The following is a 3446-nucleotide window of genomic DNA, read 5'->3' as shown; positions in this document are numbered from 1 at the left end:
CAGCGCCGCCTGCGTCGCGCCCGGATCGCGTTCATACGGCCGCAGCCGGTAGCCCATCGCGTTGAGCACGTCGCCGGCCACCACCGCCCGCAGCAGCGCGAAGAAGAAGCGTCGATCCAGCACCAGCCCGTCGCCATCGCCGCAGGCCTGTCGCAGACCGCCCTGCTGCTGGAACAGCAGCACGCGGAAGCCCTCGAAGCCGGCATCGCGCAGCGCCTTGCGGTACTCGGTCGCGTAGGTCCCGAAGCGGCACGGCCCGCAGGCCCCGGCGGTGACGAAGACATGCCGCGCGATGATCTCGCGCGGGTTCAGGCCTTGCTCGTCGCGCAGCCGCTGCAGGTGATGGACGAGATTGCCGACGGTGAAGTAGGTGGGATTGCACTGGCCACGGTTGCCGAACTCGCGCCCGACGCGCAAGGCCTCGTCGTCCGGCGTGCCCAGCACCTCCACCCGGTAGCCGATGCCCCGCAGCGCGCCCTGGATCAGCAGGTCCTGCGCCTGCGTCAGTCCGCCGCACAGCAGCGTCGTGCCGGCGCGCTCGTCGCGCGTGAAGGGCCGCGGCGCCGGATCGCGCCACTGCGCCACCGGCACCTCCGTCAGTCCCAGCCGCGCCCGTTCCTCGCGCTCGAAGGCCTCGAGCTCGCGTTCGATCTCGGCGGCCCGCGCCAGCTCGTCGCGCAGCCAGATCACCGGGCGGTCGCCCTCGTCCGTCAATCTCATGAGGTCCTCCGGTGGATGGTGATCGGATGCGCCGTCGCGGCGGTGTCGCAGGCCCGCCCGGTGGTCGGCTCCAGCGGCGCGAATCGCGGCACCGTCTCCTCGCCCAGCCAGGCCGCGTAGTCGCGCTCCGAGGCCGGATCGTGCGTCGCGAGGCCATCGAGGCCGCCCTTCTCCTCACGGTTGACCTCGCCGTCACGTGCCCTCGCCCGCGCTCGCAGCTCGCGCCGCTTCGCCTCGATGCGCCGCGCCAGCTCGTCCTTGGCGGCATGCAGGTCCTGCAAGCGCTCGGCGTGGCGCTGCAGCGTATGCCCATAGGTGCGCACCCGGATCTTCAGCGAGCCCGACGGCTTGTTGGCGTCCAGGTCGTGCAGCGCCGAATACGGCGTCGCGCTCGCCGCGACGATGTTGTCGATCATTCCGTAGGTGGGCGCGTCGTGGCCGCATTTGAAGCTCGACAGGTCCAGCACCACCAGGTTGGGATGCCGGGCGGCGAACTTGGCGGCCCAGACCTTCTCGGCGCTGTTGGTCGAATAGGCCTCGGGCCAGACATCGGCCACGCCCAGCGGGTCGCCGCCCTCCCCGGCGAAGAAACGCGCCAGCCACTGCGGATCCTTCGGGATCGAGCGGATCGACAGTACCGGATAACCCAGCGCCTGGAACTCGTCGAGCACGCCATGGTGCAGTCCCGGATCCGCGTGATACGGCCGCGCCAGCAACAGGATGCCGACCCGTCCTTCGTCCTCGAGCTGCGCCAGCAGCTGCATGCCGCGGCGCTGCATCTCGCTGTCGAAGGCGCGCAGCGCCGCCCAGCCCTGGTCGACGGCGAAGTCGCTCTCGTCCCGCGTCACGCCCAGGCGCTCGCCCCAGGCCTCGAACATCTGCTGCTTCATGAAGTGGGGCTCGCACAGCGAGATCGCCGGGTCGACATAGACCACGCCCTCGCGCGCGAAATGGTCGACCTCCTGCGTGAAGGCCGCGCGCATCACCTTGGGCACGCCGGCCACGATCGGGCAGGCCGTCGTGTCGGGCAGACCGCGCACGAAGCTCGGCACATGCGTCAGACAGGGGAAGAACAGGAAGTCCAGCGGCCGCTCCCGGTGCTTCACCTTCAGCAGGTCGTGGATGTGCGCCTGCACCACCTTCGACGGGAAGCACGGATCGATCGACCCGTAGCGGCTGCCGGCCTCCCACAGTTCCTCGCTGGTGACGTCGGAGAACACGATCTGGCGCGGGGGCACGCCCAGCGTCTCGAAGTAGGCGCGCCACAGCGGCGCGGTCGAGTACATGTTCAGCACCCGCGGCATGCCGATGCGCAAGCCGGCCCGCCGCGACGCGCCGTCCGAGCGCTCGAAGCCGCGCGCCGCGCGGGCGCGCCAGGGCAGCAGCGCCGCCGTTGCCCAGCCGCGCGAGCGCCGCCCCGGATCGACGGGCGAGCCCGCCTCAGGCAGCGGCCGCGGCGCGGCCCCCGCCTTGAAGGCCAGGCCGGCCTCGTAGTCGACCAGGTTGGGGAACTGCGCCTTCAGCGACTTGCGGTGCGACACCAGCGCCTTGAGCGCGTCCTTGGACTCGACGGTCCCGTGCTCGCAGGAGAAACCGGCGATGTAGCGGCTGTTGCGGCCCTGCGGGGTCGCCGCGTCGATGAAGGTGCGCCGGCAGGCGTTGGCGCAAAAGTGGCAGACGGTGCCCTCGTCGTTGCGGGACGTCCAGGCCAGGCCGATCGCCGCGTCCACGCCGACGAAGCGGCTGTGGCCGCGCCGCGCGACGATGCGTCGCGCCTCCAGCGCCGCGCCGATGGCGCCGGCCTCGCCGCAGTGCGGATGCACGCGCACGATCGCGCCGGGCACGCGCTCGACGAGGTAGTCGTGCTGCGCCTTCACCGCGGCCAGGTTGTGCTGCGTCCCGCCCTGCAGCACGAAGACGCGGCCAAGCTCCGCCAGCCGCGGCATCTGCACGACGTACTGCCAGATGTTCTTCGGCAGCACCAGCGCGAGGCCGGCCATCAGTTCCTCCTTGCCGTAGCCCTCCTTCTGGAAGGTGACGCGGTCGGTGTCGAGGAACACGGCACAGCCGTAGTTGAAGCGCGGGCTCATCCGCGCGCGGAAGGCCAGCGCCGCGTAGTCGGAGAGCGCGACGCCGAACTGGCTCGCCATCGCCTGCAGCAGCATGCCGTTGCCGGCCGAGCACTGGTTGGACAGGCGGAAGTTGCGGATCTCGCCGCCGGCCATGAACAGCACCTTGATGTCCTGGCCGCCGACGTCGCAGACCACGTCGACATCGTCGAAGGCCTGCCGCGCCGACATCATGTGCGCCACCGTCTCGACGATGTTGGCGTCGACCTCGAGCGTCTCCTCCAGCAGGTCCGCCGCGTATCCGGTCGCGCCGGCGCCCAGCACCTCCAGCGCCGCGCCCTGCCCGGCCACGAAGCCGCGCACGCGGCGCAGGATCTCCCGCACGTCGGCGAGCGGGTTGCCGCGCGAGAGCTGGTAGTCCTTGAACAGGACCTCGCCGCCCTCGTCGACCAGCACCGCCTTGGACGAGGTCGACCCGCCGTCGATGCCGAGGAACGCGCGCACCCGCTGGCCCGGCGAGAAGACTGCCGGCACGAACGGCGCCTGGCGGAAGCGCTCGATGAAGGCGTCGCGCTCTTCGTCGCTGGCCACCAGCCCGGGTCCTTGCGCCGGCAGCACGCGCGCGCCGCGGCCACGCGCGATCGAGGCGCGCAGCGC

At 71.5% G+C, this 3446-nt stretch carries 2 protein-coding genes; both read right to left on the bottom strand.

The window, feature by feature from the left end:
- Nucleotides 1-720 (bottom strand): hypothetical protein (locus FUT87_RS26785; protein ID WP_222617311.1); only part of this gene is annotated, 720 nt, incomplete at its 3' end.
- The coding region (locus tag FUT87_RS26780) for an acyl-CoA dehydratase activase-related protein (protein ID WP_147242948.1) at nt 717-3446 on the bottom strand (2730 nt) is incomplete at its 5' end. The genes FUT87_RS26785 and FUT87_RS26780, both read right to left, overlap by 4 nt.

The sequence above is a fragment of the Mitsuaria sp. TWR114 genome (genome assembly GCF_007997345.1).
Note: the sequence above shows the minus strand (reverse complement) of the source record. Positions and strands in the feature narration are given on the sequence as shown.